25 protein-coding genes and 1 tRNA gene are annotated in these 26175 nt (G+C 66.3%); 17 read left to right on the plus strand and 9 right to left on the minus strand.

Annotation, left to right across the window (positions count from 1 at the left end; all coding sequences use genetic code 11):
• Positions 1-149: 149 nt before the first annotated feature.
• The 9 genes from urtB (at position 150) to D3880_RS19985 (ending at position 9144) form a co-directional block, all read left to right on the plus strand.
• Positions 150-1724 (plus strand): urea ABC transporter permease subunit UrtB, encoded by a 1575-nt coding sequence (gene urtB / locus D3880_RS19945; protein WP_119895157.1) that lies wholly within the window; start codon positions 150-152, stop codon positions 1722-1724.
• Positions 1724-2815, plus strand: a complete 1092-nt coding sequence (gene urtC, locus D3880_RS19950; RefSeq protein ID WP_119895158.1) for an urea ABC transporter permease subunit UrtC — start codon at positions 1724-1726, stop codon at positions 2813-2815. Before urtB ends, urtC begins: the two co-directional genes overlap by 1 nt.
• Positions 2812-3672, plus strand: a complete 861-nt coding sequence (urtD, locus tag D3880_RS19955) for an urea ABC transporter ATP-binding protein UrtD (RefSeq protein WP_119895159.1) — start codon at positions 2812-2814, stop codon at positions 3670-3672. Before urtC ends, urtD begins: the two co-directional genes overlap by 4 nt.
• 296 nt (positions 3673-3968) lie before the next feature.
• Positions 3969-4667, plus strand: a complete 699-nt coding sequence (gene urtE, locus D3880_RS19960; RefSeq protein WP_119895160.1) for an urea ABC transporter ATP-binding subunit UrtE — start codon at positions 3969-3971, stop codon at positions 4665-4667.
• Positions 4668-4919: 252 nt separating this feature from the next.
• On the plus strand, positions 4920-5753 hold the full coding sequence (locus tag D3880_RS19965; RefSeq protein WP_119895161.1) for an urease accessory protein UreD: 834 nt from the start codon (positions 4920-4922) through the stop codon (positions 5751-5753).
• Between the two features lie 130 nt (positions 5754-5883).
• Positions 5884-6186, plus strand: a complete 303-nt coding sequence (locus D3880_RS19970; protein WP_119895162.1) for an urease subunit gamma — start codon at positions 5884-5886, stop codon at positions 6184-6186.
• Positions 6187-6196: 10 nt separating this feature from the next.
• Entirely contained in the window at positions 6197-6502 is a 306-nt protein-coding gene (locus tag D3880_RS19975; RefSeq protein ID WP_119895163.1) for an urease subunit beta, read from the plus strand.
• 225 nt (positions 6503-6727) lie between these two features.
• Positions 6728-8428, plus strand: a complete 1701-nt coding sequence (gene ureC / locus D3880_RS19980; protein ID WP_119895164.1) for an urease subunit alpha — start codon at positions 6728-6730, stop codon at positions 8426-8428.
• A 218-nt stretch (positions 8429-8646) separates the two neighbouring features.
• Positions 8647-9144, plus strand: a complete 498-nt coding sequence (locus D3880_RS19985; RefSeq protein WP_119895165.1) for an REP-associated tyrosine transposase — start codon at positions 8647-8649, stop codon at positions 9142-9144.
• 241 nt (positions 9145-9385) lie between these two features.
• Here the strand turns inward: D3880_RS19985 and D3880_RS19990 are convergent, their stop codons facing one another.
• Positions 9386-9691, minus strand: a complete 306-nt coding sequence (locus D3880_RS19990) for a chaperone modulator CbpM (protein ID WP_119895166.1) — start codon at positions 9689-9691, stop codon at positions 9386-9388.
• On the minus strand, positions 9691-10650 hold the full coding sequence (gene cbpA / locus D3880_RS19995) for a curved DNA-binding protein (RefSeq protein ID WP_119895167.1): 960 nt from the start codon (positions 10648-10650) through the stop codon (positions 9691-9693). Before cbpA ends, D3880_RS19990 begins: the two co-directional genes overlap by 1 nt.
• A 228-nt stretch (positions 10651-10878) precedes the next feature.
• Between cbpA and D3880_RS20000 the strand changes: the two genes are divergently transcribed.
• On the plus strand, positions 10879-12144 hold the full coding sequence (locus D3880_RS20000) for an Hsp70 family protein (RefSeq protein ID WP_119895168.1): 1266 nt from the start codon (positions 10879-10881) through the stop codon (positions 12142-12144).
• A gap of 148 nt (positions 12145-12292) precedes the next feature.
• Here the strand turns inward: D3880_RS20000 and D3880_RS20005 are convergent, their stop codons facing one another.
• On the minus strand, positions 12293-12559 hold the full coding sequence (locus tag D3880_RS20005; RefSeq protein WP_119895169.1) for a DksA/TraR family C4-type zinc finger protein: 267 nt from the start codon (positions 12557-12559) through the stop codon (positions 12293-12295).
• A 76-nt stretch (positions 12560-12635) separates the two neighbouring features.
• Entirely contained in the window at positions 12636-13502 is an 867-nt protein-coding gene (locus D3880_RS20010) for an isocitrate lyase/PEP mutase family protein (protein ID WP_119895170.1), read from the minus strand.
• Positions 13503-13753: 251 nt separating this feature from the next.
• On the opposite strand from D3880_RS20010, the gene D3880_RS20015 reads away from it, so the two are divergent.
• Positions 13754-14185, plus strand: coding sequence for a YqaA family protein (locus D3880_RS20015; RefSeq protein WP_119895171.1), 432 nt, complete (start codon positions 13754-13756; stop codon positions 14183-14185).
• Between the two features lie 81 nt (positions 14186-14266).
• Here D3880_RS20015 and D3880_RS20020 read toward each other — a convergent pair.
• From D3880_RS20020 to D3880_RS20030, 3 genes are all read right to left on the minus strand, one after another.
• Positions 14267-14342, minus strand: a tRNA-Thr gene (locus tag D3880_RS20020).
• Between the two features lie 71 nt (positions 14343-14413).
• A complete protein-coding gene (locus tag D3880_RS20025; RefSeq protein ID WP_119895172.1) occupies positions 14414-14632 on the minus strand; it encodes a YgdI/YgdR family lipoprotein in 219 nt (72 codons plus the stop codon).
• Between the two features lie 12 nt (positions 14633-14644).
• Positions 14645-14803 carry a YqaE/Pmp3 family membrane protein gene (locus D3880_RS20030; protein ID WP_095600415.1) on the minus strand — a complete coding sequence of 53 codons (159 nt, stop codon included), beginning with the start codon at positions 14801-14803 and terminating at the stop codon, positions 14645-14647.
• Between the two features lie 191 nt (positions 14804-14994).
• Here D3880_RS20030 and rarD point away from each other — a divergent pair, with 191 nt between their 5' ends.
• The 5 genes from rarD (at position 14995) to D3880_RS20055 (ending at position 22371) form a co-directional block, all read left to right on the plus strand.
• Positions 14995-15879, plus strand: coding sequence for an EamA family transporter RarD (gene rarD / locus D3880_RS20035; protein ID WP_119895173.1), 885 nt, complete (start codon positions 14995-14997; stop codon positions 15877-15879).
• Positions 15880-16494: 615 nt separating this feature from the next.
• Entirely contained in the window at positions 16495-17310 is an 816-nt protein-coding gene (rhdA, locus tag D3880_RS20040) for a thiosulfate sulfurtransferase (protein WP_119895174.1), read from the plus strand.
• A gap of 20 nt (positions 17311-17330) precedes the next feature.
• Positions 17331-18194 carry an archaetidylserine decarboxylase gene (asd, locus tag D3880_RS20045; RefSeq protein ID WP_119895175.1) on the plus strand — a complete coding sequence of 288 codons (864 nt, stop codon included), beginning with the start codon at positions 17331-17333 and terminating at the stop codon, positions 18192-18194.
• A 229-nt stretch (positions 18195-18423) separates the two neighbouring features.
• The gene (locus tag D3880_RS20050; protein ID WP_119895176.1) at positions 18424-20241 is read left to right on the plus strand and encodes a molecular chaperone; all 1818 of its coding nucleotides are present in this window, start codon (positions 18424-18426) and stop codon (positions 20239-20241) included.
• Between the two features lie 63 nt (positions 20242-20304).
• Entirely contained in the window at positions 20305-22371 is a 2067-nt protein-coding gene (locus tag D3880_RS20055) for a GGDEF/EAL domain-containing response regulator (RefSeq protein ID WP_119895177.1), read from the plus strand.
• Between the two features lie 58 nt (positions 22372-22429).
• On the opposite strand, the gene serB is transcribed toward D3880_RS20055, so the two are convergent.
• Complete coding sequence (serB, locus tag D3880_RS20060; protein WP_119895178.1) at positions 22430-23644, minus strand: phosphoserine phosphatase SerB; 1215 nt, start codon at positions 23642-23644, stop codon at positions 22430-22432.
• Positions 23645-23777: 133 nt separating this feature from the next.
• Between serB and D3880_RS20065 the strand changes: the two genes are divergently transcribed.
• Positions 23778-25310 carry an AhpA/YtjB family protein gene (locus tag D3880_RS20065; protein WP_119895179.1) on the plus strand — a complete coding sequence of 511 codons (1533 nt, stop codon included), beginning with the start codon at positions 23778-23780 and terminating at the stop codon, positions 25308-25310.
• A gap of 118 nt (positions 25311-25428) precedes the next feature.
• Here D3880_RS20065 and D3880_RS20070 read toward each other — a convergent pair whose 3' ends face one another.
• On the minus strand, positions 25429-26136 hold the full coding sequence (locus D3880_RS20070; protein ID WP_119895180.1) for a PqiC family protein: 708 nt from the start codon (positions 26134-26136) through the stop codon (positions 25429-25431).
• Positions 26137-26175 lie beyond the last annotated feature (39 nt).

Here is a 26175-nt window from a genome sequence, read left to right on the forward strand (position 1 = left end):
ACGCCGAACCGCTTACCTCCCCTCGCCCGTTCACGGGAGAGGGGCAGGGGCGGCCCGCGTAGGGGAGAGGGCAGCAAACGCAACCCGGACGCCCTCCGGGAACAGGCCGCCCCGGACTTCGTCCGGGCCACGCCCAAGGACTGCCACTGATGCCCACTGCCCTTTACCCCTTTCTGTTGTCACTGGCACTGCTGTGCGTGCCGATGACCATCCAGGCCGGCGATGCCAGCGACTTCGTCGCCGCCAACCCGAGCCAGCAGGCCAAGCTGCTGGAAAGCTGGGCCGCCGCGCCCGAGCCGGCGCGCCTGCCGCTGCTCGACACACTGCAACAAGGCCGCCTGGCCGCCGACCGCGCCAAGGCCGCGTTCATCGAGGACGCCGGCCACTACCGCGCCGCCGAAGGCGAAGCTCAGCCCAGCGGCACGCCGAAGCAGCTGCGCCTGAACAACCGCCTGCGCGGCCTACTGGCCACCGTTTTGGCCAGCCATCAGTTGCTCGCCGACGACCCGGCCGTGCGCCTGAGCGCCGCCCAGCAATTGCAGAAGAGCGCCAAGCCCGCGCAGCTCGCCCTGCTCAATGCCCACGTCGCCAGCGAAACCGATGAGGCGGTGCGCGACGCGCTATCGCTAGCGCTGGCCAACCTGCGACTGGTCGATCCCGACCCGGCCGTCCGCCTGAATGCCGTGCGCCTGCTCGGCGCGACCGGCGACCCGCTGGCACGCACCCGCCTGGAAAGCCTGCTGGCCGACGACGCGGAAGCCGACGCCACGGTACGCACCGCCGCCGAGACTAGCCTGGCACAGGTCAAGCGCCGCCTGTTGATGGGCGAGCTGCTCGGCCAGGCGTTCAGCGGCATGAGCCTCGGTTCGATCCTGCTGCTCGCTGCCCTCGGCCTGGCGATCACCTTCGGCCTGCTCGGGGTGATCAACATGGCCCACGGCGAGATGCTGATGCTCGGCGCCTACGCCACCTACCTGGTGCAGCTGGGGTTCCAGCGCCTGGCCCCCGAGTACCTGGCGCTGTATCCGCTGGCCGCGCTGCCGGTGGCGTTCTTCGTCACCGCGGCGATCGGCATGGCCCTGGAGCGCACGGTGATCCGCCACCTCTACGGTCGCCCGCTGGAAACCCTGCTGGCCACCTGGGGCATCAGCCTGATGCTGATCCAACTGGTGCGTGTGCTGTTCGGCGCGCAGAACGTCGAAGTGGCCAACCCCGGCTGGCTGTCCGGCGGCGTACAGGTGCTGCCCAATCTGGTGCTGCCCTACAACCGCATCGTGATCATCGGCTTCGCGCTGTTTGTCGTGGCCTTGACCTGGTTGTTGCTGAACAAGACCCGCCTCGGCCTCAACGTCCGCGCCGTCACCCAGAACCGCAACATGGCCGCCTGCTGCGGCGTGCCGACCGGGCGCGTGGACATGCTCGCCTTCGGCCTCGGCTCGGGCATCGCCGGGCTCGGCGGCGTGGCGCTGTCGCAGATCGGCAACGTCGGCCCGGACCTCGGCCAGAGCTACATCATCGACTCGTTCCTGGTGGTGGTGCTCGGCGGTGTCGGCCAACTGGCCGGCAGCGTGCTGGCGGCCTTCGGCTTAGGGATAACCAACAAGATCCTCGAACCGCAGATCGGCGCCGTGCTGGGCAAGATCCTCATCCTCGCGCTGATCATCCTGTTTATCCAGAAACGCCCGCAGGGCCTCTTCGCCTTGAAAGGCAGGGTGATTGACTGATGACCATGCCCCTCAATCAAACGTTGCTGGCCCGCGCCAGCACCAAACTCGGCCCGCAGCTGAGCCTGGCCGTCGGCGCGCTGGTGCTCGCCGTGCTCATCGCCCTGCCGCTGCTGCACCTGCTGTCGGCGGACCACACGCTGCACATCTCTGCCTACACCCTGACCCTGGTCGGCAAGATCCTCTGCTACGCCATAGTCGCGTTGGCGCTGGACCTGGTCTGGGGCTACGCCGGGCTGCTGTCGCTCGGCCACGGGCTGTTCTTCGCCCTCGGCGGCTACGCCATGGGCATGTACCTGATGCGCCAGTCGGCCGGCGACGGTTTGCCCGCGTTCATGAGCTTCCTCGCCTGGACCGAGCTGCCCTGGTACTGGTACGGCACCTCGAGCTTCCTCTGGTGCCTGGCCCTGGTGGTGCTGGCGCCGGGACTGCTGGCCCTGGTGTTCGGCTTCTTCGCCTTCCGCTCGCGGATCAAGGGCGTGTACTTCTCGATCATGACCCAGGCGCTGACCTTCGCCGGCATGCTGCTGTTCTTCCGCAACGAGACCGGCTTCGGCGGCAACAACGGCTTCACCAACTTCCGCAGCATCCTCGGCTTCGAGATCACCGCGCCGGGCACCCGCGCCGCGCTGTTCCTGTGCACCGTGGCGCTGCTGGTCGGCAGCCTGCTGCTCGGCTGGCGACTGGCGCGCAGCAAGTTCGGCCGCGTGCTCACCGCGCTGCGCGACGCCGAGAACCGCCTGATGTTCTGCGGCTACGACCCACGCGGCTACAAGCTGTTTATCTGGGTATTGAGTGCCGTGTTGTGCGGTCTGGCCGGCGCGCTGTACGTGCCGCAGGTGGGCATCATCAACCCCAGCGAGATGTCGCCGACCAACTCCATCGAGGCCGCCGTGTGGGTCGCCCTCGGCGGGCGCGGCACGCTGATCGGCCCGCTGCTCGGCGCCGGCCTGGTCAACGGCATGAAGAGCTGGTTCACCGTGGCCTTCCCCGAGTACTGGCTGTTCGCCCTCGGCGCGCTGTTCATCGTCGTCACCCTGTTCCTGCCCAAGGGCGTGATCGGCCTGCTCAAGAGGGGGAGTCCGCAATGAGAGTCACCGCCACCCCGGAATTCATACTCGAACCGGCCTACAACCCGAATCGCGACGCCGGCACCGGCCGCGACGCGCTGGGCCTCGGCAGCCGCGTCGAGCCGGGCCTAGACGTGCGCCACGGCACCATTCTTACGCTGGAAGATATCAGCGTCAGCTTCGACGGCTTCAAGGCGCTCAACGCGCTGAACCTGTATATCGGCGTCGGCGAGTTGCGCTGCATCATCGGCCCCAACGGCGCCGGCAAGACCACGCTGATGGACGTGATAACCGGCAAGACCCGCCCGGGCAGCGGCCAGGCCTGGTTCGGTGAAACCCTCGACCTCACCCAGCTGAGCGAGGTCGAGATCGCCCAGGCCGGCATCGGCCGCAAGTTCCAGAAGCCCACGGTGTTCGAGGCACTCAGCGTGTTCGAGAACCTCGAACTGGCGCAGAAGACCGACAAGTCGGTGTGGGCCAGCCTGCGCGCCCGGCTCAGCGGACAACAGAAGGACCGCATCGAGGAGGTGCTCGCCACCATCCGCCTGGAGAACGCCCGCCATCGCAGCGCCGGCCTGCTCTCCCACGGCCAGAAGCAGTCCCTCGAGATCGGCATGCTGCTGATGCAGGACCCGCAACTGCTGCTGCTCGACGAGCCGGTGGCGGGCATGACCGACGCCGAGACCGAGTTCACCGCCGAGCTGTTCAGGTCGCTCGCCGGCCAGCATTCGCTGATGGTGGTGGAACACGACATGGGCTTCGTCGGCAGCATCGCCGACCACGTCACCGTGCTGCACCAGGGCAGCGTGCTGGCCGAAGGCTCGCTGGAAGAGGTGCAGGGCAACGAGCGGGTGATCGAGGTGTACCTCGGTCGTTGAAAAAGCGCCCTCTCCCCAACCCTCTCCCATAAATGGGAGAGGGGGCTGGTCGTGAGTTTTTTTTCGGTTGAGCGCTGTCTTTACCGAGACTCCGCACCGCTTGTCTCCCCTCTCCCGCGTGCGGGAGAGGGGCCGGGGGAGAGGGCAGATTTGTAGGGTGGATGACGCGCAGCTCATCCACCCCTGACACCGCCCGTGTGGATGGCTGCGGCCATCCACCCTACACCGGGCCCAGACATCCTTAGGGTGGACAACGCCGCAGGCTTGTCCACCGACAAGACGACAAGGACATCCCCATGCTGCAAGTCGACAAACTCCACCAGTACTACGGCGGCAGCCACATCCTCCGCGGCCTGTCGTTCGACGTGAAGATCGGCGAAGTCACCTGCCTGCTCGGGCGCAACGGCGTGGGCAAGACCACCCTGCTGAAATGCCTGATGGGCCTGATCCCGAGCAAGGAAGGCCAGGTCGCCTGGGAAGGCAAGGCCATCACCGCCTACAAGCCGCACCAGCGCGTGCACGCCGGCATCGCCTACGTGCCGCAGGGTCGCGAGATCCTTCCGCGCCTGAGCGTCGAGGAAAACCTGCTGATGGGCCTGTCGCGCTTCGGCGCCAAGGAGGCCAAGAGCGTGCCGGCGTTCATCTACGAGCTGTTCCCGGTGCTGGAGCAGATGAAGGCGCGGCGTGGCGGCGACCTCTCCGGCGGCCAGCAGCAACAGCTGGCGATCGGCCGCGCGCTGGCCAGCCAGCCGCGCCTGCTGATCCTCGACGAGCCCACCGAAGGCATCCAGCCCTCGGTGATCAAGGAGATCGGCGCGGTGATCAAGAAGCTCGCCGAGCGCGGCGACATGGCCATCCTGCTGGTCGAGCAGTTCTACGACTTCGCCGCCGAGCTGGCCGACCAGTACCTGGTGATGGCGCGCGGCGAAATCGTCCAGCAGGGCCGTGGTGCGGACATGGAGGCCGAGGGCGTGCGCGGGCTGGTGGCGATTTAGGCCGGGTGCGCCATCCACCCTTCCGCGCCGGCCGCCCGGTGCGCACGACGCCCCCTCGGCTCCAACACCACTTGCGTAGGATGGGTTGAGCGGCAGCGCCGCGATACCCATCGCGGGACACGCCGGGGACCACCTCACACTCGTTGCCTGACCTACCATCGCAGGGTGCACGCCCTACGCACCGCTTTGGTTCGAGGCACGCCTCTTGCTTGGCCAGATGGTCAACTTTTCGCCCGGACTTCCGCGCCTGCCATGAACCTCCCCGCCGCCCTATTCACGCCGAGCTGGCACGCCGAACTGGAACTGGCCTATGCCCGGCGCGACGACTGCACCCGCCCGGTGCAGCGCCGCCACCTCGGCCCGTTAAGGGTGCAAAAGCACCTCTACCCCGAGGGACCGCAGGTCTGCCAGCACATCATCGTGCACCCGCCCGGCGGCATCGCCGGTGGCGACCGCCTGGCCATCGCCGCGCGTGTCGAACGTGACGCCTGGGCGCAGCTGACCAGCCCCGGCGCCGCCAAGTGGTACCGCGCCGCTGGCCCGGCCTATCAGACCCTCGACCTGCGCGTCGCCGGCGGCGCCACCCTGGAGTGGCTGCCGCAGGAAACCATCGTCTATTCCGCCGCCCAGGCCGAGCTGCACACCCGCATCGAGCTCGAAGGCGACGCCCGGCTGTTCTACTGGGATATCGCCGCCCTCGGCCGCCCGGCGGCCGGCGAGCGCTTCGCCAGCGGCCATTTTCAGTCCCGCCTGGACATCCGCCGCGACGGTCAGCTGCTCTGGCACGAACGCCAGCGCATCGTCGGCGGCGACGGTCTGCTCGACTCGCCGATCGGCCTCGCCGGTCAGCCGGTGTTCGCCACGCTGCTGGTCAGCGGCGAGATCCACGCCGATCTGCTCGAACGCTGCCGCGAACTGGTCACCCCGGTACGCGGCGATCTCACCCAGTTGCCCGGCCTGCTGGTTGCACGCTGCCTGGCCAGCGAAGCGCTGCACGCCCGCGCCTGGCTGATCGCGCTGTGGCGCCTGCTGCGCCCGGCGCTGCTCGGCCGCGAGGCCGTGCCGCCAAGAATCTGGAACACGTAGGGTGGAAAACTGCGAAGCGTTTTCCACCACCAGCCGGTGGATGTGAAAGCGCCATCCACCCTACCAACTAAAACCGAGCAATGCCGGTGGACAAGGCTTCGCCGTTGTCCACCCTACGAGGGAGCCGTTTATGGACTTGACGCCCAGAGAGAAAGACAAGCTGCTGATCTTCACCGCCGGCCTGGTCGCCGAGCGGCGCCTGGCCCGCGGCCTCAAGCTCAACTACCCGGAAGCCATGGCGCTGATTTCCGCGGCCCTGCTCGAAGGCGCGCGCGACGGCCGGACGGTCGCCGAGCTGATGCACGTCGGCACCACCCTGCTGACCCGCGAACAGGTGATGGAAGGCGTGCCGGAGATGATCCCGGAGATCCAGATCGAAGCCACCTTTCCCGACGGCACCAAGCTGGTGACCGTGCATCAACCGATTGTCTGAGGAGCCGCACATGATCCCCGGCGAATACCAGATCCAGGACGGCGAGATCGAGCTCAACGCCGGCCGCCGCACCCTGACGCTGAGCGTGGCCAACCGCGGCGACCGGCCGATCCAGGTCGGCTCGCACTACCACTTCTTCGAGACCAACGACGCGCTGAGCTTCGATCGACCGAGTGCGCGCGGCATGCGCCTGAACATCCCGGCCGGCACCGCGGTGCGCTTCGAGCCGGGGCAGAGCCGCGAGGTCGAGCTGGTCGAACTGGCCGGCCTGCGCCGGGTGTTCGGCTTCGCCGGGCGGGTAATGGGCGAGCTCTAACTCAGCGCTTACGTAGGGTGGAAAACGCCGAAGGCTTTTCCACGGGGTGGCCTTCCACCACAAGATCGCCGGTGGACAAGCTTCGCGTTGTCCACCCTACGAGCCCCGAAGCGCGCACAGATTGAACACGTAGGATGGGTTGAGCGCAGCGATACCCATCGACATTTCCCGATGGGTATCGCCTCACGGCTCAACCCATCCTACGACCTGAATCCGAGGACCGGGATGAAGATCAGCAGACAAGCCTACGCCGACATGTTCGGCCCCACCGTCGGCGACAAGGTACGCCTGGCCGATACCAACCTGTGGCTCGAGGTGGAGAAAGACTTCACCACCTACGGCGAGGAAGTGAAGTTCGGCGGCGGCAAGGTGATCCGCGACGGCATGGGCCAGGGCCAGCTGCTCGCCTTTGATGTGGTCGACACGCTGATCACCAACGCGCTGATCATCGACCACTGGGGCATCGTCAAGGCCGACGTCGGCTTGAAAGACGGGCGCATCGCCGCGATCGGCAAGGCCGGCAACCCGGACATCCAGCCCGACGTGACCATCGCCATCGGCGCCAGCACCGAGGTGATCGCCGGCGAGGGCATGCTCCTTACCGCCGGCGGCATCGACACGCACATCCACTTCATCTGCCCGCAGCAGATCGAAGAGGCGCTGATGAGCGGGGTGACCACCATGATCGGCGGCGGCACCGGGCCGGCCACCGGCACCAACGCCACCACCTGCACCTCCGGGCCCTGGCACCTGGCGCGCATGCTCCAGGCCGCCGACGCCTTCCCGATGAACATCGGTTTCACCGGCAAGGGCAACGCCTCGCTGCCCGAACCGCTGATCGAGCAGGTCAAGGCCGGCGCCATCGGCCTCAAGCTGCACGAGGACTGGGGCACCACCCCGGCGGCGATCGACAACTGCCTGAGCGTGGCCGACCAGTACGACGTGCAGGTGGCGATCCACACCGACACCCTCAACGAATCCGGCTTCGTCGAGACCACCCTCGCCGCCTTCAAGGGCCGCACCATCCACACCTACCACACCGAAGGCGCCGGCGGCGGCCACGCGCCGGACATCATCAAGGCCTGCGGCCTGCCCAACGTGCTACCCAGCTCGACCAACCCGACCCGACCGTTCACCCGCAACACCATCGACGAACACCTGGACATGCTGATGGTCTGCCACCACCTCGACCCGAGCATCGCCGAGGACGTGGCCTTCGCCGAAAGCCGCATCCGCCGCGAGACCATCGCCGCCGAGGACATCCTCCACGACCTCGGCGCGTTCTCGATGATCAGCTCGGACAGCCAGGCCATGGGCCGCGTCGGCGAGGTGATCACCCGCACCTGGCAGACCGCCGACAAGATGAAGCTGCAGCGCGGCGCCCTGCCCGGCGACGGCGCGGGCAACGACAACTTCCGCATCAAGCGCTACATCGCCAAGTACACCATCAACCCGGCGATCACCCACGGCATCAGCCACGAAGTCGGCTCCATCGAAGCCGGCAAATGGGCCGACCTGGTGCTCTGGCGCCCGGCGTTCTTCGGGGTCAAACCGACGCTGATCCTCAAGGGCGGCGCCATCGCCGCCAGCCTGATGGGCGACGCCAACGCCTCGATCCCCACCCCGCAGCCGGTGCACTACCGACCGATGTTCGCCAGCTACGCCGGCAGCCGCCACGCCACCAGCCTGACCTTCATCAGCCAGGCGGCCTTCGACGCCGGAATTCCCGCCCAGCTCGGCCTGCAGAAGCACATCGCCGTGGTCAAGGGCTGCCGCGCGGTGCAGAAGGCCGACCTGATCCACAACGACTGCACCCCGGACATCGAGGTCGACCCGCAGACCTACCAGGTCAAGGCCGACGGCCAACTGCTCTGGTGCGAACCGGCCGAGGTGCTGCCGCTGGCGCAGCGGTATTTTCTGTTCTGAGACCCTCCTCGCCCGCTTACCGGACGAGGGTCGTGTTTGAGAGCCCGATAAGCGCCTGAACGAGACTGGGGGACAGGGCAAAATTCGCTAGGTGGACAACGAGCGAGGGGCGACTGCGTCGCCTTGCAGGCCGCAGGCCTGCCGCTCGGGATCACCACAACACCCCTGTTCATTGACTTACACCCAAGCCGTTTTCAATCGCACCAAGGATGGTGGCTATGCGTTATCGACGCGCTTTTGTGCCGGGCGGCACGTTCTTCTTTACGGTCAATCTGGCTGACCGCTCGCAAACGTTATTGACCGACCATATCGACGCCTTGCGTGCGTCGATACGCCATGTGCGTTCGCTGCATCCATTCGGGATCCCGGCGATGGTGGTGTTGCCGGATCACCTGCATGCGCTGTGGCAATTGCCGGAGAACGACTGTGATTACCCGCTGCGCTGGTCGTTGATCAAGGCCGGTTTCTCCCGTGCCATCGGTCACTCGGAAACCGTCACGCTGTCACGCCGGCTCAAGCGCGAGCGCGGCATTTGGCAGCGGCGTTATTGGGAGCACCAGATCCGCGATGAGCAGGACCTCGCGCGGCATATCGATTACATCCATGGCAATCCGCTGAAGCATGGCTACGTAAGCCGCGCCGTGGATTGGCCGTATTCGTCGATTCACCGCTATGTGCGCGAGGGGATGGTGACGCCGGATTGGGCTGGAGGTTGAGGGCCTAGGGCGACTGGCGTCGCCTTGTTGGGCATCGCTGCGCTCAGCACCAACCTACCAGAGCCGCATCCCTGCACCGCAAATCCAACAGGACAACCTCGACGTAGGTTGGCGCTGAGCGTAGCGATGCCCAACATGCAGGCCGCGGGCCTGCCGCACGGGACTTGATCGTTCCCACGCTGAACCATGCCCAGGGCGCTCCGCGTCCGCGCTCAGCCCAGCCCAGCCCAGCCCAGCCTACCTACTCCACCTCAAACCGGCTCAAGCGCTGCCTAAGCCGGCTGTTCTCGGTCCGCAGCTGCTCCAGCTCCTCGAGCAGATTGAGGGCGAGGGCGATGCCCGCCCATTCGATGTCGAGATCCCGCCGCAGTCTGGCCGCGCGCTTGGCGATGGCCAGCGCCGTCGCGTCGAACAGCCAGTCCTCCGGCTGGCTGCCGCTGGGCTCGACTATGCCGTGCTCGACTATCTCGTACAGGCATTCCGTGGAGAGCTCGGCGCACTGGCAGAACTCGTGCAGGTTGAACTGGATGATCAGGCGGCTGCGCATCAGCGGCTCCTCCACTCGGCGCGTGGATCGAAGGCGGCCTCCTCGGCCAGCTGTTCCCACAGTTGCCGGGCCTGCTCGCCGCTCTGGCTCGGCATGACGATCTTGAACAGCGCGTACAGATCGCCGCGGTCGCCGCGCTTGTTGACCAGCCCCTTGCCCTTGATCCGCAGCCGCTGGCCACTCTGGCTGTTGGCCGGGACCGTCAGGTTGATCTGGCCGTCCAGGGTCGGCACCGCAATCTTGCTGCCCAGGGCCGCCTCCCAGGGCGTCAGCGGCACGATGATGATCAGGTTGTGCGCCTCCACATCGAACAGCGGATGCGGCACCAGGCGGATGATCAGGTAGAGGTCGCCATGCGGGGCGCCGCCCAGGCCCGGCGCGCCCTGGCCCTTGAGGCGGATGCGCTCGCCGTCGCTGACTCCGGCGGGAATCTTCACCTTCAGGGTCTTGCTGAGCGGCGCCAGCGGCCGGCCATCGGCGGCGTACTGCGGCAACTGGTAGGCGACCTGCTTGGCTTCCTCGGCCAGGGTGTCCTCGAGAAAGATCGGCAGCTCCATCTCCACGTCCTGGCCGCGCCGCCCACCGCTGCGGGCCTGGCCCTGCGGCCCGCGCGAACGCCCGGCGGCGCCGAAGATGGATTCGAAGAAGTCGGAGAACTCCCGCTCGCCGGCAAACTCGTCGGCAAAGCCCTGCGCGCCTCTGGGCTGCCAGCCGGGCGGCGCTTCGAACGGTCGGCCCTGCTGCGCGTATTGGCGCAGCTCATCGTACTCGGCACGCTTCTCGGCGCTGCTCAGCACCTCATACGCCTCGGCCACCGCCTTGAACTGGCTCTCCGCGTCTTTTTCCTGGCTGACGTCGGGATGGAATTTGCGCGCCAGCTTGCGGTAGGCGGTCTTGATCGCCTTGTCGTCGGCGTCCGCGGCGACGCCGAGAATCTGGTAATAATCCTTGAAATCCATTGAGCCACCTTAGTCTTCGGCCGCCAACAGCCGCGAGCACAGAATGGAGGTGCTGCCTGGCGAGCCGGCTACGCCCTGATTTAACACTGTAGAGCGCCGGGCACGTTCCGCCTGCAAGCGGCGCCGTTATCCGCCGCACCCTACGTCGGCCCGCCGCACATCGGCGCAGCGCGGCGCCCCTCACTCGCGTAAACTGCGCGGCCGTTTTTTCCCCGGAACACCCGCGCCATGAATTACGCCCAGCCCGCCAACGCCCTCGGCATCGACTTCGGCACCTCCAACTCCACCGTCGGCTGGTGGCGACCGGAGGTCGAGCCCTTGATCGCGCTGGAGGACGGCAAGCTGACCCTGCCGTCGGTGGTGTTCTTCAACACCGAGGAACGCCGCCCGGTGTACGGCCGCCTGGCGCTGCAGGAATACCTGGAAGGCTACGAAGGCCGGCTGATGCGCTCGCTCAAGAGCCTGCTGGGCTCCAGCCTGCTGAAGAGCGAAACCACGGTGCTGGGCAGCGCGCTGCCGTTCAAGAGCCTGCTCGGTTTCTTCATCGGTGAACTGAAGCAACGCGCCGAGGCGGTCGCCGGCCGTTCGTTCGAGCAGGTGGTGCTCGGTCGTCCGGTGTTCTTCGTCGACGACGATCCGGAAGCCGACCGCGTGGCCCAGGACACCCTGGTCGAGGTGGCGAAGACACTCGGTTTCCAGGACGTCTCCTTCCAGTACGAGCCGATCGCCGCGGCCTTCGACTACGAGCGCGAGATCGCACGCGAGGAGCTGGTGCTGATCGTCGACATCGGCGGCGGCACCTCGGACTTCTCCCTGGTGCGCCTGGCGCCCGAGCGCCGCGAGCTGGCCGACCGCCAGAGCGACATCCTCGCCACCGGCGGCGTGCACATCGGCGGCACCGACTTCGACAAGCAACTCAGCCTGCAGGGCGTGATGCCGCTGTTCGGCTATGGCAGCCGGATGAAGAGCGACGCCTTCATGCCGACCAGCTACCACCTCAACCTCGCCACCTGGCACTGCATCAACGCGGTGTACGCGCAGAAGACCCAGCTGGCGCTGAAGAACATGCGCTACGACATAGTCGACAGCACCGGTATCGAGCGCCTGTTCAGCCTGATCGAACAGCGCGCCGGGCACTGGCTGGCGATGCAGGTGGAAGACAGCAAGATCGCGCTGACCGAGAGCGACAGCCGGCGCATCGATCTAGAGCGCATCGAGCCGGGGCTGAGCGCCGAGCTGAGCCGGGCGCTGTTCGAGGACGCCATCGGCCAATTGCTCGAGCGCATCCGCGGCGGCGTCAGCCAGTTGCTGAGCGATGCCGGGATCCAGGCCGAACGGGTCGACACGCTGTTCTTCACCGGCGGCTCCAGCGGCATCCCGGCCCTGCGCCAGAGCGTCGCGGCGATGCTGCCCAAGGCCCGGCTGGTCGAGGGCAACCTGTTCGGCAGCATCGGCAGCGGCCTGGCGATCGAGGCGAAGAAACGCTACGGCTGAAAATCGTAGGATGGGTTAGGCGCCTGGCGCGGTGGCAGCGTCGGGTGCTCGCCCGGCTGCGCCGTAACCCATCTTGGCCACCCGCAGCCGGCTCGCGGCGCTGGGTATCGCTACGCTCACCCCCTCCTCCGACGAGGCCCGCGCGACCTCAGCGCAACTGGCTGTCCTTGCTGCCACGGCGGTTGTAGCCGCTGACCGCCTTCTGCTCCTTGTCGTGCTCGCTCTGACAGCTCACGCACAGATGCACACCGGGTACCGCCTGGCGCCGCGCCTCGGGGATCGGCGCGCCGCACTCTTCGCAATGGGTCAAACTCTCGCCGCGCGGCAACTGGCTGCGCGCGCGGGCGATGGCGTCCTCGATGCTGTTGTCGATCTGTTCCTGCACGTTGTCATCGCTGGTCCAGCCACCGGCCATGCCGACCTCCACAAAACTGGTCATTTGTTGAACAGATATGCGCGCGCTGGCGAGCGTTTACAAGGGCGCCCGTCGCCTACTCGCGCACGTCCATGAACTCGCGCGCCCAGGCCTGATAGTCCTCGGGCTGGGTGTACTTGTGCGCCAGCTCGGAGGCGCTGAGACCGATGCTGCCGGCCAGCTGGCGCTGCTCGCGCAGACAGTCGTAGGTCGCCTTGATCGCCGCGAAGTAGGCGGCATGACCGTTGACCACGATGCGCACGCCGAGGTCGGCGAGGCGCTGGTTGTCGCGCAGCTCGGGGTTGCCATAGGTGACCAGCATCAACGGCACGCTGAGGTGTTCGGCGATCTGCTCCAGATGGGTGAAGTCGCGCACGCCGACCAGGCAGATGCCGTCGGCGCCGGCCTCCTGATAGGCCACCGCGCGTTCGATCACCTGTTCGGTGGACTGCACGCCGGCATGGCTGCGGGCGATGATCACCAGCTCGGGATCGACCCGCGCCTCCAGCGCCGCGCGGATCTTGCCGACGCCTTCGGCGAGCGGAATCAGGTCGGTGGACTTGCGGCCGAACTGCGCCGGCAGCAGGGTGTCCTCGATGGTCAGGGCGGCGATGCCGGCGCGCTCCAACTCGACCACCGTGCGCATCACGTTGAGCGCGTTGCCGTAGCCGTGGTCGGCATCGGCGATCACCGGCAGACGGGCGACGCGACCGATGCGGGTGGCCTGCTCGGCGAACTCGCTCAAGCTGATCAGGGCGAAGTCCGGCGCGGCCAGCACCTGCAGCGAGGCCACTGAGCCGCCGAGGATGCCGACCTCGAAGCCGAGGTCGGCGGCGATGCGCGCGGACATCGGATCGAACACCGAGGCGGTGTGGTAGCAGGCGGGGAATTTCAGCAGGGTGCGAAAGGCACGGCGCAATTCCTGCGGGGAGACTCTGTACATGGCGGGTTCCAGAAACGACGGCAAAGGGGCTGGCCTGCCCAGGCTGCTGGCAGCCTGGGCCGTTAATCAGATGCTGGTGGTGCGACCAGGGACACTAACACGCTGGGGTTTCAACTGGCTTTCAGGGCCATTGTCCACAAAAAACACGCCGCCAGTATACACTCTACTAAACACGCGCCACCCGCGCGACCAGCCTTGCCGCCCACAGCACATCCGCCGAGAATCGCCGCTCCCCAAACGAGCCCCCTCCTGTGCTGGCATTGTCATCGCTGTTTCTCTGCGCCTTCGGCGCCGCCACCCTGCTGCCGCTGCAATCGGAAGCGCTGCTGGTGGCGCTGCTGCTCGACGACCGGCAAGCGCCCTGGGCGCTGATCGCGGTGGCGACGCTGGGCAACGTGCTCGGCTCGCTGGTGAACTGGCTGCTCGGCCGCTCGCTCGAACGCTTCCGCGCGCGCCGCTGGTTCCCGCTGAACGCCGAGCAGTTGCAGCGGGCGCAACGCCATTACCGGCGTTTCGGTTGCTGGTCGTTGCTGCTGAGCTGGCTGCCGATTGTCGGCGACCCGCTGACCCTGGTGGCGGGGGTGATGCGCGAACCGCTGTGGCGTTTTCTGCTGCTGGTCGGCCTGGCCAAGGGCGCCCGCTATCTGCTGCTGGCCGGCCTGACGCTGGGCTGGGCGGGCTGACTGGCGGGCAAGAAAAAACCGGCACGCGGGCCGGTTTTCTTGGGTTTCCGCCGGCTGCTTGGGCAGGGCGAAACGGGATGTTGGTGCCGGATATAGGAATCGAACCTACGACCTTCGCGTTACGAGTGCGCTGCTCTACCTGCTGAGCTAATCCGGCGCGGGGTTGCTGGGCTGCAAATCTACACAAAGCCGAGCCGAAATGGCACTCCCCCGCACGCGGATATGCGTTCAGTCCTCTTCCTCGATCGTCGCCACGTCATCGGCGCGCACGCGCACCGGGTTGCCGGCGAGGTCTTCAAACTCGTAATAGCCGCTCAGGCTCGCGGGCTTGTCGCGGGTGATGTACTGGGTGCCGTTGTGCAGGGTCACCACGGTTTGCGTGGCGCAGCCGGCGAGCAGTGCGGCGCCCAGCAGGGTGGCGATGCCGAGGCTGTGACGAAGTTTCATGCCGACGACCTCCTAGCGCTTGGCGATGATGTACACCGCGTGAACGATTCCGGGGATGTAACCGAGCAGGGTCAGCAGGATGTTCAGCCAGAAGGCGCCGGCGAAGCCAACCTGGAGGAACACCCCGAGCGGGGGCAGGAGAATGGCGATGAGGATGCGGACCAGGTCCATGCGAAAACTCCTTGATAAAGGCCTACGCTCAGTCGACCCCAGGGCCGCCGCCAAGGTTCATTGGCGGCGTAACGCCAGGCTTACGCTTTCCGTATTGACCGGCCGGCGAAAAAAGCTGAACGACCAGACAACTCCCGACGCCGGCGACTAGAATCAGCGGCCCACCGTCAGCCGCTCTAACAAGGACCTCCATGGCCACCGCCAACCTGCGTCGCGGGTATCTTCTCGGCCTCATCGCTTACGCCATCTGGGGCTTGTTCCCGCTCTATTTCAAGGCCATTCAGCAGGTGCCGGCGCTGGAGATCATCGTCCACCGGGCGCTCTGGTCGGCGCTGTTCGGCGCCGCCTTGCTGCTGGTATGGAAGCACCCGGGCTGGTGGCGCGAACTGCGTGACAATCCCCGGCGCTTCGCCGTGCTGGCCGCCAGCGGCCTGCTGATCGCCAGCAACTGGCTGGTCTACGTGTGGGCGGTGAACAACGGGCGCATGCTCGAGGCCAGCCTCGGCTACTACATCAATCCGCTGATCAACGTGCTGCTCGGCCTGCTGCTGCTCGGCGAACGGCTGCGCCGTCTGCAATGGCTGGCCGTCGGCCTCGCCGCCCTGGGCGTGGCGCAGCAGGTCTGGCAGGTCGGCAGCCTGCCCTGGGTGTCGCTGGTGCTGGCGCTAACCTTCGGCTTCTATGGCCTGATCCGCAAGCAGGCGCCGGTCGCCGCCTTGCCCGGCCTGGTGGTGGAAACCTGGCTGCTGCTGCCGCTGGCAGTCGGCTGGCTGCTGATGCATCCGGCGGCCATGAGCAGCCAGGCGAGTTTCTGGAGCAGTTCGCAAGCCTGGTGGCTGGTTGCCGCCGGACCGATCACCCTGGTGCCGCTGGTGTGTTTCAACGCCGCCGCCCGCCACCTGCCCTACACCACCCTGGGCTTTCTCCAGTATCTGGCACCGACCCTGGTGCTGCTACAAGCGGTGTTCCTGTTCGGCGAGCACTTCGAGCCGAGCAAGCTGCTGGCCTTTATCTGCATCTGGCTCGGCCTGCTGGTGTACAGCATCGATGCCTGGCTGACCCTGCGGCGCAACTGAGCAAAAAACCCGCAACTGGCGGCAGACCCCGGGCGGCCGGGCCTGCCGCCAGGCATCCCATGCTTATCCCCACGACCATCCCCCCGACTTTGTGCACAAGCCTCTGTTATTGCTCAGTTTTCAGTCAGAAGCTGGAAACCCGCGCGGCACTAACCGCGGCGCCCTGGTTCCTCAGCTTATCCACAGTTCTATCCACTGCATTAGTGGATAGCCGCAAGCCAGGCGACGCCGACGCGAAATCACCGGCGCCAAATGGCGGTGTTATGCCAAACGCCAGCGCGCGCGCCATTGCATATTCGCCCCCGGACGACCAAAGCCCCAGCCAGCAAGGCCTACAACCCGACCAACCGGGCGAATCCGGCCAAGCATGCCCAGCCGCCGAGCGCCGCCACGACCGGCCTGCTCAGTTTTCAATCAGCCGGGGGCAAGCCGCAGTAGCAGGCTCGCCAAGCCGAAGCTCCCCAGGTTATCCACAGCGCTATCCACGCAAAATCTGGATAAACCCGGCCAGGCCCGCGGCAACCGTTTTCTCGCCCGCCCATTGCACCCCGCCGGCTAAGGTCAAGCGGGCCGGCTTCCGCTACAATTCGCCCCTTTCCATTCCGGAGGCCCTCCATGTCCGCCTTCTCTACCTTGCCACTGGTCATCGAGCCGGCCGATCTGGCCAGCCGCCTCGACGCGTCCGAGCTGATCCTGGTCGACCTGACCAGCGCCGCGCGCTACGCCGCCGGACATATCCCCGGCGCCCGTTTCGTCGATCCCAAACGCACCCAGCTCGGCCAGCCGCCGGCACCCGGCCTGCTGCCACCCTGGGCGCAGCTGGAGGAACTGTTCGGCGAGTTGGGACACAACCCGCAAGCCGTCTATGTGCTGTACGACGACGAAGGTGGCGGCTGGGCCGGGCGCTTCCTCTGGCTGCTGGATGTGATCGGTCATGGCCGTTACCACTACCTCAATGGCGGCCTGCACGCCTGGCTGGCCGAAGGCCGCGAACTGAGCGAAGACGTGCCGGCGCCGGTCGGCGGCCCGCTGCCGCTGACCCTGCACGAAGCGCCGATCGCCACCCGCGAGTACCTGCAGAGTCGCCTCGGCGCCACCGATCTGGCCATCTGGGATGCCCGCAACCCCGCCGAATACAGCGGCGCCAAGGTGCTGGCGAGCAAGGCCGGGCACATCCCCGGGGCGGTCAATTTCGAGTGGACCGCCGGCATGGACCCGAGCCGCGCCCTGCGCATCCGCAGCGACATGGCCGAGATCCTCGCTGGCCTGGGCATCACCCCGGACAAGGAAGTGATCACCCACTGCCAGACCCATCACCGCTCCGGCTTCACCTATCTGGTGGCCAAGGCCCTCGGCTACCCGCGCGTCAAAGGCTACGCCGGCTCGTGGTCCGAGTGGGGCAACCACCCCGATACGCCCGTCGAGCTTTAAGACTCCCCTAAGGAACCCGCATGAAAGATCGCCTGTTCATCCTCAGTCAGTACCTGCTGCCACACCACCTGCTCTCGCGCCTGATCGGCTGCGCCGCCGAGTGCCGCGCCGCCTGGTTCAAGAACCGCCTGATCGGCTGGTTCGCCCAGCGCTATCAAGTGGACATGCGCGAGGCCGCGGTCGAGGACCTGCACGCCTACGAACACTTCAACGCCTTCTTCACCCGTGCCCTGAAGGACGGTGCCCGCCCGCTGGATGCCAGCGCCGACGCCATTCTCTGCCCGGCCGACGGCGCCATCAGCCAGCTCGGCCGCATCGAGCATGGGCGTATCTTCCAGGCCAAGGGCCACGGCTTCAGCGCCGTCGAACTGCTCGGCGGCGACAGCGAGCGCGCCGCGCCGTTCATGGGCGGCAGCTTCGCCACCATCTACCTGTCGCCAAAGGACTACCACCGCGTGCACATGCCGTTGGCCGGCACCCTGAAGGAGATGGTCTACGTGCCCGGCCGGCTGTTCTCGGTCAACCAGCTCACCGCGGAAAAGGTGCCGGAGCTGTTCGCCCGCAACGAGCGGGTGGTCTGCCTGTTCGACACCGAGCGCGGGCCGATGGCCGTGGTGCTGGTCGGCGCGATGATCGTCGCTTCGATCGAAACGGTCTGGGCCGGGCTGGTCACGCCGCCCAAGCGCGAGCTGAAGACCACCCGCTACGATGCCGCTGCCCGCGCACCGATCGAACTGGCCAAGGGCGCGGAACTCGGGCGCTTCAAGCTGGGCTCCACCGCCATCGTCCTGTTCGGCCCGGACCAGGTACAGTGGACCGAGGAACTCGTCGCCAACAGCCCAGTGCGCCTGGGTCAGCGGATGGGCAGCACCCAGCTCAGCTGAACCAGCAGAGCCGGCCGCAGCCGCCCGGAGACGGGCAACGCCGCGGCCCGCCAGCCTTTCGGACACCACGCCACTGGGCCATACTGAAAGCCGGTGACCATTGCTCACCGCCCGTTTATTGGTTGGCAGCCATCGCCACTAGATGCTGTTAGCGTTCGCAAAACCGATTTTTCAAACGACTCCCGTGCCTGTGTCGTTGGATTATCCAGACCAATGGATAACGAGTTACATGGATAAACAGAGTCTCCATCTGCTGTTACGCGTTCCCACTCCCAACAAGCAGAATCTGTCCGTCTGTGAGCCTAACGCGCGCGAGCTGAAACGCTGGATCGCCGGCCTGCCCAAGGCCAACCTCGGCGAAACCGCGCGCCAGCTCTACCAATGCCTGATCGAGGTCAACCATCTGCTGACCCCGGCGGACAATCGCCTGCAACTGCTGGAGTTATTGCGCGCCGAGGTCTATTTCGTCTGCCAGCATCTGGAGCGCCATTTCCTCAACCAGGCCATCGTCCTGGACGAGCGCCCACGCAAGATCGCCAACCTCTGCCAGGCCCTGCAAAACCACCTGGCGGCCGGCTACAAGCTGATCATCGCCCAGGAAGCACCACGCCCGACACGCGAACGCGAACGCGCCGAGCTGCTGGCCGTCGCCCTGCAGCGCGCCAGTCACAGCCTGTGCGGTCCGTTGATCCGCGCCAGCCAGCTGTATTGTCCGGTGCCGGAAGGCCTGTGGCTGGAGCTTCATCAGCTCTACCAGATCGCCCACCAGCGCAAACTGCATAACGTGGTGGTCCGCGACAAACTGGCCCGCCATACCCAAGGCTTGAGCGTGGAGCAGACCTACGTAGTCGCCCTGCTGCTCGGCTGCGCGCGCTGTAACCAGATGCGCCAGAGCAGCATCGCCCGCCTGGCGGAAGTGCTCGAGCCCTGGAGCGCCCTGGTGCGGCTGCAGGCCGCCGACGCCGCCGGCAGCCTGTTCGTCGTCGCCGCTCAAGTCGATGGCCCGCCGCGCTATAAATCGTTGTTCCAGGCAGGCGAACTGCACAACCTGCTGGGCATCGATCCGCAGCCGCTGGTCGATGCGATCAAGGAATATCTCCTGCTGCCGGAGGAAAACCGCGCCAAGGCCCGTCTGTTGGCGCCGGAAAATCTCAGCCTGGATCTGCTCCAGCATCTCAGTTCGGCCTGGGGCGATATCGCCGAGCGCACCTTCCAGCGCACCCCCGGCCAGGGCCACCTGACCCTGAACATCGGCATGAGCGCCCTGCATTACTACCTGGCGGGGTGCAAACCCTTCAACGAAGTGCTCAAGCGCCCGGAAGAAAGCAAATCGACGATGTTCCAGCCGCTCGACAAACAGCAAGCCGCCGACATCTGGAAAAGCGCCTTCGATGCCCAGCCGAACCACGATTGGGCGAAGGGCCTGCCCTACGAGGAAATCCAGTACGGCCGCCCCGAGCAGAGCAGCGCCGAACTGGCCAATATCAGCAACGATGACTACCCCACCTACGAGTTGCCCATCGTCAACCACAGCCCCGGCGGCTATTGCCTGAGCTGGCCCAAGGAAGTCCCCAGCCAGCTGCAGGCCGGCGAACTGCTCGGCATCCAGGATGCCCCGGAGCAGAGCTGGAGCGTGGCCCTGGTCCGCTGGATTCGCCAGGTGCGCGGCGGCGGCACGCAGATGGGCATCGAACTGATCGCCCCGCATGCCCAGCCCTGCGGCCTGCAACTGCTGCGCAAGGCGGAGCAGAACAGTCAGTTCCTGCGCGCCTTGCTGCTGCCGGAAATCAGCGCCATCTCCCGCCCGGCGACCTTGATCACCCCGCGCCTGCCGTTCCAGGAAGGCAACAAGGTGCTGATCAACCTCAATGGCGAGGAACGCCGCGCCGTACTCAGCCGCAAGCAGACCGGCAGCGGCAGTTTCAACCAGTTCGAATACCGCCTCGTCGAGCACACGCCCAACGAACCCGGGAAGCCCGTCACAGCGGCGAAAAGCCCGAAAGACAGCGGCGAGGAAGACTTTGACTCACTCTGGAAGTCACTGTAGATTTCCGGCTCACTACCATTTGTCGCCTTTTCGCGCCCGTCTGGCGCAGGCTAAGCACACGCCATGGCCATCGAGAAAAAAACCGTCCGCCTGCTGATTCTTGAGGACTCGCAGAACGAGGCCGAACGTCTCGTCAGCCTGTTCCGCAATGCCGGCCGCGCCACCCGCGTGCACCGTCTGACCTCCAGCGATGACCTGGCCGACGCCCTGCAACAGAGCTGGGACCTGCTGATCGCCGCGCCGAGCAGCGACAACCTCGAGCCCAGCGAAGCGATCACCGCGATCCGCCGCCAGGCCAAGGACATCCCGGTGATCCAGCTGATCGCCGGCAACGACTCCGACGACATCACCGAGGCCCTGACCCTCGGTGCCCAGGATGCCCTGCCGCAGGGCGAGGACGAGCGCCTGATCCTGGTCGCCAACCGCGAGTTGGCCAACCTGGAAGAACGCCGCGCCCGCCGCGCCGCCGAAGTGGCCCTGCGCGAAGCGGAAAAGCGCTGCCAACTGCTGCTCGACAGCTCGGTGGATGCCATCACCTATGTGCACGACGGCATGCACATCTACGCCAACCGTTCCTACCTCAAGCTGTTCGACTACGAAGACGCCGACGAACTGGAAGGCATGCCGATGATCGACCTAATCGCCAGCGCCGATCAGGGCAGCTTCAAGGATTTTCTCAAGAGCTACCCCGGCAGCGAAGGCGGCGCCGAACTGGCCTGTGGCGGCGTGAAGGCCAACGGCCAGAGCTTCCAGGCGCGCATGAGCTTTTCCCCGGCCACCTACGACGGCGAACCGTGCATCCAGGTGGTGATTCGCGCCGAAAGCGGCAACGCCGAACTGGAAGAGAAACTGCGCGAGATCAGCAGTCAGGACCTGGTCACCGGCCTGTACAACCGCAGCCACTTCCTCGAACTGCTGGATGCCGCCGCCGAGCGCGCCGTCAACGCCAGCGAGCAGGCCAGCCTCGCCTATGTGCGGGTCGACCGCTACCCCACGCTGCAGGCGCATATCGGCCTGGCCGGCATCGATCTGCTGCTGACCGATCTGGCCAATCTGCTGCGTGCCCACTTCGCCAGCGGCGTGCAGCTGGCGCGCTTCGGTGACGATGTGTTCACTGTGCTGCAACCCGGAAAAACGCCTGAGCAAAGCCAGGACAGCCTGCGCAGCCTGCTGAAGAAGGTCGAAGGCCACCTGTTCGATGTCAATGGCCGTACCGTGCAGACCAGCCTGTCGATCGGCGTAGCCGGGCTCACGGAAACCACCGCCAAGGCCCAGGACGTGATCGATCGCGCCCACCGCTGCGCCGATGAATGCACCGGCAACGCCCTGCGCCTGTATAGCCCGGCGGACGAACTGGCGGCTGCGGCCAGCCGTGGCAGCATCGTCGCCATGCTCCAGCAAGCCCTGGAAAACAACAGCTTCCGCCTGCTGTTCCAGCCGATCATCAGCCTGCGCGGCGACAGCCAAGAGCAGTATGAAGTGCTCCTGCGCCTGCTCAACCCGCAGGGCGAAGAAGTCCCACCCGGCGACTTCCTCGGCGCCGCCAAGGATGCCGGCCTGGCGGAGAAGATCGACCGCTGGGTGATCCTCAACTCCATCAAGCTGCTCGCCGACCACCGCGCCAAGGGGCACAACACCTGCCTATTCGTGCACCTGTCGAGCGCCAGCCTGCAGGACCAGACCCTGCTGCCCTGGCTCAGCGTGGCGCTCAAGGCCGCACGCCTACCATCCGATGCGCTGGCCTTCCAGATCAACGAACCGGATGCCATTGCCTATCTGAAACCGGCGAAAGTCCTGACCCAAGGCCTCAACGAACTGCACTGCAAGATCGCGCTCGGCCAGTTCGGCTGCGCCCTCAACCCGTTCAACACGCTCAAGCACCTCAACGTCGACTTCATCAAGGTCGACGGTTCCTTCTCTCAGGACCTGTCGACGGCGGACAATCAGGAAGCCCTGAAGACCCTGCTGGCCAGCCTGCACGCCCAGGCCAAGTTGACCATAGTGCCGTTCGTCGAGAGCGCCAGCGTGCTCGCCACGCTCTGGCAGGCCGGGGTCAATTACATCCAGGGCTACTACCTGCAAGGCCCCAGCCAGTCGATGGATTACGACTTCTCGGCCGGCGACGATTAACCACCCTTAATAAAAAAGCCGCCCATGGGCGGCCTTTTCATTGGGGGCGCTGGCGCGCTCAATCCTGGCCGTCGCGGTCGCGATAGCCGAGCAAATAAAGAATGCCGTCCAGACCGAGGGTGGAGATCGCCTGCTTGGCCGACTGCTTGACCAGCGGCTTGGCGCGAAACGCCACGCCCAACCCGGCCAGCCCCAGCATCGGCAGATCGTTGGCACCATCGCCGACGGCGATGGTCTGCTCCAGCTGCAGTCCTTCTTTCTGCGCCAGCTCGCGCAGCAGGTCGGCCTTGCGCTGGGCGTCGACGATCGGCTCGACGGCCACGCCGGTGAGCCGGCCAGCGACGATCTGCAGCTCATTGGCGAACACGTAATCGATGCCCAGCTTGGCCTGCAGTTGCTTGGCGAAGTAGCTGAAGCCGCCGGACAGGATCGCAGTCTTGTAGCCCAGGCGCTTGAGCTCGGCGAACAGCCGCTCGGCCCCCTCGGTCAGGCGCAGCGCGGCACCGATCGCGGCCAGTTCGCTTTCCGGCAAGCCCTTGAGCAGTGCCAGGCGCTCCTTGAAGCTGGCGCGGAAATCCAACTCGCCGCGCATCGCCCGCTCGGTGATGGCCGCCACCTGCTCGCCGACCCCGGCGACCTTGGCCAGTTCGTCGATGACCTCCGCCTCGATCAGCGTCGAGTCCATGTCGAACACCGCCAGGCGGCGGTTGCGGCGGAACACGGTGTCCTGCTGGAAGGCGATATCGACGTTGAGTTCCTGCGCCACACTGAGGAACTCGGCGCGCAGCGCCACCGGATCTGCCGGCTCGCCGCGCACCGAAAACTCGATGCAACCCTTGCTCTGCTCGGCCGGCTGGTCCAGCGGCATGCGCCCGGACAGACGATCGATCTGGTCGATGTTCAGCCCGTACTTGGCGGTGATCGAGCTGACGCGCTGCAGCTGCTCGGCGGTGACCTGGCGGGTCAGCAGGGTGACGATGTGCCGCGGCTTGCCCTGACCGCCGACCCACTGCTGGTAATCGCTCTCGGCCACCGGGGTGAAGCGCACCTGCTGGTCGAGCTTATACGCGGTGAACAACACATCCTTGAGCACCGAGGAGGCCCGCTCGGTATCGGGAATCTCGACCAGGATGCCGAACGACAGGGTGTCGTGAATCACCGCCTGGCCGATGTCGAGGATTTTCACCCCGCCTTGGGCCAGCACCCCGGTGATGGCGGCGGTCAGCCCCGGACGGTCTTCACCGGTAATATTGATCAGGACGATTTCGCGCAAGGCGCAGCCCTCGCTGGAGAAAAGGCGCCCATTCTACCCACTTTCGCCGCCATACGGGCACGTCCGGCGCTTTGCCCGCTCTGGGGCGCTGGTTATACTGCGCGGCAACTTAATCCGAGAAGAGCCGCGCTCTGTGAACCGGCCCGCGCCCGTCAAACCCGATAATTTCTTCCTGCTGATCTTCCACGCCCTGCGCCAGCGGCGCGTGCCGATCGCCTTGCGCATCGCCAGCCACAGCCTGCTGCTGGTCATCGCGGCACTGGTGATCTACACCCTGGTCATGGGCCTGCAGTTCAAGCAGGCCATGCAGCAGCAAGCCGACGCCCTGGGCCAGAGCCTGATCACCCAGACCGCCGCCTCGGCCACCGAGCTGCTGGTGTCCAACGACATCCTCAGCCTCAACGTGTTGCTGAATAACCTGGTGAAGAACCCGCTGGTGGCCCATGCGGCCATCTACAGCGTCGATAACCGCATCCTCGCCGAAGCCGGGTCGCGGCCGACCCAGAGCATGCTCGGCGAAACCGAGGGGCTGTTCTCGACGCCGATCGCCTTCCAGGAAGTGATCGCCGGCCATCTGCGCATCAGCCTAGACATGCAGCAGTTCCAGCAGCCGATGACCATCAGCCTGCAGAGCATGGGGATTCTCAGCCTGATTCTGCTGGCCCTGACCCTATCCCTGAGCCTACGTCTCGGCCGCCACCTGTCCACGCCGCTGCTGCAGTTGCGTCTGTGGCTGCGCGACCCTGACGACCCGGCCCCCGCCGCCGACCGTCAGGACGAGATCGGCGACCTGGCCCGCCAGCTGCAAGTCCGCCTGGTCCCAGAAAAGCCCGCGCCGCTGCTGGAGCCAGAGCTGGACAGCGATTTCGCCGAGACCGATGAGGACTTCTTCGAGGAGGAGGCCGCCGAACCGGCCTTCGAGGTCCGCGACCTGCGCGACAGTGATTACGACCACGACCAACTCGACGAGCCTGCCGAGCCCCTGCGCCCGCAGCGCATGACCAGCATCGACGAGGATGACCCATTCGCCGAACTGCACGAGCCGTTGTTCGAGGATGTCCGGCCGCCCGCCCCGCCAGTCGCCGACGCACCGCAGCAAAGTGCCGTGCTGGCCATCCAGCTGGGCGCCCAGGAACAACTGCGGCGCCTGCCGCGCGCCCGGCTGATGGACCTCTTGCAACGCTACCGCGACTGCCTGGAGCAAGCCGCGGCGCTGTACAAGGGCACCCTGCATACCCTCAACGACGGCAGCAGCCTGATGCTGTTCAACAGCCAGGCCAGCGGCGACGACTACCTGACCCACGCCATCTGCTGCGGCGAGCTGATGCGCGCCCTCGGCCACGCCCTGCAGATCGAGGTCGCCGACAGCGGCATCACCCTGCAACTGCAACTCGGCCTGACCCACGGCGACAATCTGCACCGCCTCAGCCAGGGCGACCTGCTGCTCAGCGACACCGCCCAGGACGCCCTGGCCCTGTCGCAGCACAGCCGCAACCTGCTGCTGGTCGAGCGCAGCATCGGCGACGACCCGTTGCTGCGCCAACGCGCGCGCATCCGCGCCATCGCCAGCCCGGAAGGCGCCTGCTGCATCGAGCGGCTGCTGGAGCCCTACCCGTCGCTGCTGGAGCGGCAACTGGCGCGCATGCACGAAACCCGCGCCCACTGACCGACACCGCGATCACCCACCCGCTGCCGGCCATCGGCCTGGCCCTGGGCGGTAGCGCCCTACGATGACAGCAGGCATAAAAAAGCCCGCAATATGCGGGCTTTTCCAAGGACTGCGGTTAAAACCGGTAGACCTCGACATCCGTGCGCACCGGGGCGGCCATCGGAATCTTCGGCTCGGCCGACTCCTTCGGACGTGCCGGGGTAGCCGGAGCCGGTTTGCGCGGGGTTTCGGCCAGCGGCTGCGGCTCTTTGGTCAGCGGCAACACGGCCGTGGCCAGTTGCTGCACCAACTGCTGCAGCAACTGGCTCTGGGCGCGCACCTGATCGGCAGCATTGCCCTGATGCGCTTCCTGCAGGCGGATCAGGCGGCTGTCACGCAATTCGCCGCGCTTATCCAGCAAGCGCCATTGCGCCTCCAGCACCGCCGGCTGTTGCGGCCCGGAGTCAAAACGGGTGATCGACAGCAGAATCTGCACATCTGGGCTGAAGCCGGCGGTGGCTGGCGCCAGCGCCAGACGCTGGGTATCCAGGCGCCAGGCCAGCTGACGCATCAGCACCTGATCGATGTCGGCCTCCAGGCTACCGGCCCAACGCTCGTCGACGGACGGCTTCAGGCTGCCGTCGGGCTGGCGCTGCAACAGGGTCTCGCGCTGCAGGTAATCGGCTACCTGGACCGGGCCGAGCAGCACTGCCGGCCCATTTTTCTGGGTCGGAATACCAGGGTTGCCGCTATCGAGCTTGTACAGCGGCACCGGCTGGTAGCCGACGCAACCGGCCAAGCCAAGCACGAACAGCACAAGTAAAGGGATACGCAATACGGTCATTTCTCTCATCCACTCGGCCAACCTGGGCTGGCCACAGTC

Source organism: Pseudomonas cavernae, from assembly GCF_003595175.1.
Classification (GTDB): Bacteria; Pseudomonadota; Gammaproteobacteria; order Pseudomonadales; family Pseudomonadaceae; genus Aquipseudomonas; species Aquipseudomonas cavernae.

Excerpts from the sequence above, each read along its gene's own strand:
- urtB (WP_119895157.1), top strand. The coding sequence starts at position 150 with ATGCCCACTGCCCTTTACCCCTTTCTGTTGTCACTGGCACTGCTGTGC.
- urtC (WP_119895158.1), top strand. The coding sequence starts at position 1,724 with ATGACCATGCCCCTCAATCAAACGTTGCTGGCCCGCGCCAGCACCAAA.
- urtD (WP_119895159.1), top strand. The coding sequence starts at position 2,812 with ATGAGAGTCACCGCCACCCCGGAATTCATACTCGAACCGGCCTACAAC.
- urtE (WP_119895160.1), top strand. The coding sequence starts at position 3,969 with ATGCTGCAAGTCGACAAACTCCACCAGTACTACGGCGGCAGCCACATC.
- D3880_RS19965 (WP_119895161.1), top strand. The coding sequence starts at position 4,920 with ATGAACCTCCCCGCCGCCCTATTCACGCCGAGCTGGCACGCCGAACTG.
- D3880_RS19970 (WP_119895162.1), top strand. The coding sequence starts at position 5,884 with ATGGACTTGACGCCCAGAGAGAAAGACAAGCTGCTGATCTTCACCGCC.
- D3880_RS19975 (WP_119895163.1), top strand. The coding sequence starts at position 6,197 with ATGATCCCCGGCGAATACCAGATCCAGGACGGCGAGATCGAGCTCAAC.
- ureC (WP_119895164.1), top strand. The coding sequence starts at position 6,728 with ATGAAGATCAGCAGACAAGCCTACGCCGACATGTTCGGCCCCACCGTC.
- D3880_RS19985 (WP_119895165.1), top strand. The coding sequence starts at position 8,647 with ATGCGTTATCGACGCGCTTTTGTGCCGGGCGGCACGTTCTTCTTTACG.
- D3880_RS19990 (WP_119895166.1), bottom strand. The coding sequence starts at position 9,691 with ATGCGCAGCCGCCTGATCATCCAGTTCAACCTGCACGAGTTCTGCCAG.
- cbpA (WP_119895167.1), bottom strand. The coding sequence starts at position 10,650 with ATGGATTTCAAGGATTATTACCAGATTCTCGGCGTCGCCGCGGACGCC.
- D3880_RS20000 (WP_119895168.1), top strand. The coding sequence starts at position 10,879 with ATGAATTACGCCCAGCCCGCCAACGCCCTCGGCATCGACTTCGGCACC.
- D3880_RS20005 (WP_119895169.1), bottom strand. The coding sequence starts at position 12,559 with ATGGCCGGTGGCTGGACCAGCGATGACAACGTGCAGGAACAGATCGAC.
- D3880_RS20010 (WP_119895170.1), bottom strand. The coding sequence starts at position 13,502 with ATGTACAGAGTCTCCCCGCAGGAATTGCGCCGTGCCTTTCGCACCCTG.
- D3880_RS20025 (WP_119895172.1), bottom strand. The coding sequence starts at position 14,632 with ATGAAACTTCGTCACAGCCTCGGCATCGCCACCCTGCTGGGCGCCGCA.
- D3880_RS20030 (WP_095600415.1), bottom strand. The coding sequence starts at position 14,803 with ATGGACCTGGTCCGCATCCTCATCGCCATTCTCCTGCCCCCGCTCGGG.
- rarD (WP_119895173.1), top strand. The coding sequence starts at position 14,995 with ATGGCCACCGCCAACCTGCGTCGCGGGTATCTTCTCGGCCTCATCGCT.
- rhdA (WP_119895174.1), top strand. The coding sequence starts at position 16,495 with ATGTCCGCCTTCTCTACCTTGCCACTGGTCATCGAGCCGGCCGATCTG.
- asd (WP_119895175.1), top strand. The coding sequence starts at position 17,331 with ATGAAAGATCGCCTGTTCATCCTCAGTCAGTACCTGCTGCCACACCAC.
- D3880_RS20050 (WP_119895176.1), top strand. The coding sequence starts at position 18,424 with ATGGATAAACAGAGTCTCCATCTGCTGTTACGCGTTCCCACTCCCAAC.
- D3880_RS20055 (WP_119895177.1), top strand. The coding sequence starts at position 20,305 with ATGGCCATCGAGAAAAAAACCGTCCGCCTGCTGATTCTTGAGGACTCG.
- D3880_RS20070 (WP_119895180.1), bottom strand. The coding sequence starts at position 26,136 with ATGACCGTATTGCGTATCCCTTTACTTGTGCTGTTCGTGCTTGGCTTG.